This is a genomic window from Rhodanobacter sp. C06, assembly GCF_002001105.1.
Lineage (GTDB): Bacteria > Pseudomonadota > Gammaproteobacteria > Xanthomonadales > Rhodanobacteraceae > Rhodanobacter_A.
Map to the genome: position 1 here is coordinate 1 of NZ_MUNP01000029.1, position 1,182 is coordinate 1,182.

Consider the following 1,182-nt stretch of genomic DNA (forward strand, 5'->3'; position numbering starts at 1 on the left):
CCCGCCCTGCGGACGCACGTCTCCCACCGTTGCTCATGTCGGCGACGGTTCCCACCACTCGCCGATGCCACCGAGGCGGATCAGGTTGTAGGCGGCAAACGTCCAGGTCACCCAACCGCGCACTGCGGCGAGGCCTACTCTCGGCAGCTTGCGCAGCCCGCCGATGGTCTTGATCCAGCCAAAGCCCTGCTCGATCCGTTTGCGCACCTTCTGGCTGATGCCGTAGCCGCGCGTGCGCGCCACCGCTCGCGGCACGGCACTGCGTCGACCGTTGCCCGTGTTGCGTGCGATATGCGGCACGATTCCGCGCGCCCTCAGTGCTGCGACGAAGTCCTGCGTGTCATAGCCCTTGTCCGCACCCAGGGTGGCTCCTTGCCTGACGCCCGCCGCGGTGAGCAGATCCAAGGCACCGTCCCGCTCGCCGGTGCCGCTGGCATGGCGGACGTCCACGCCGACCACGAGACCATGACGGTTCTCCATCAGGCTGTTCGCCAGGTAGCTCAGCTTCGCCTCCTTGCCTTTGCCCTTGCGGATCAAGCGGGCATCCGGATCCGTGGTGGACGCGTGCGTCTCGTTGCTGCGCGGCTGACCGCGGAAATTGTCGCCATCGCCCTCGTCGTGATCGTCCTTGGGCCGGAAGCTCTTGTGCGAGGCCCACGCCTCCAGCAGCGTGCCGTCCACCGAGAAGTGCTCGTCGCTGACCAGGTCGCGCAACCGCCCCAGCAGCACGGTGTGCTCGAAGAAGTGCTGGGCAATCGCCTCGTCGAACAGCCGTTGGCGGTTGAAGGAAAACGTCGAGTGGTCCCACACCGGATCGTCGATGTCCAGGCCCACGAACCAGCGGAACAGCAGGTTGTAGTTGAGCTGCTCCATCAGCAGCCGCTCGCTGCGCACGCTGTAGACCACCTGCAGCAGCGAGGCGCGCAGGATGCGCTCGGGCGGGATCGACGGACGACCGCCCGCGGCATAGCGCACCGCCAACAGCTCATCGAGCTCGCCCAGGATCGCGTCCACCAGAATCCGCAGTTTGCGGATCGGATGATCGGACGGCACGCGGTCTTCGACCGATACATACGAGAACATGCCAAGCTGCTGGACGTCGGGGCTGCGCATCGGATCGGGCGGTCAGTGATTGAGAACGTCTATGACCGCGGCGGCGCGCGGAGGTTTCTCAACAGCCTG

The 1,182-nt window shown here is 66.2% G+C and carries 1 protein-coding gene; it reads right to left on the bottom strand.

Features of this window, described 5'->3' with window-relative positions; genetic code table 11:
• Positions 1 to 33: 33 nt before the first annotated feature.
• Positions 34 to 1,113 (bottom strand): IS5 family transposase, encoded by a 1,080-nt coding sequence (locus B0E52_RS02935; RefSeq protein ID WP_077481612.1) that lies wholly within the window; start codon positions 1,111 to 1,113, stop codon positions 34 to 36.
• Positions 1,114 to 1,182 lie beyond the last annotated feature (69 nt).

Excerpts from the sequence above, each read along its gene's own strand:
- B0E52_RS02935 (WP_077481612.1), bottom strand. The coding sequence starts at position 1,113 with ATGCGCAGCCCCGACGTCCAGCAGCTTGGCATGTTCTCGTATGTATCG.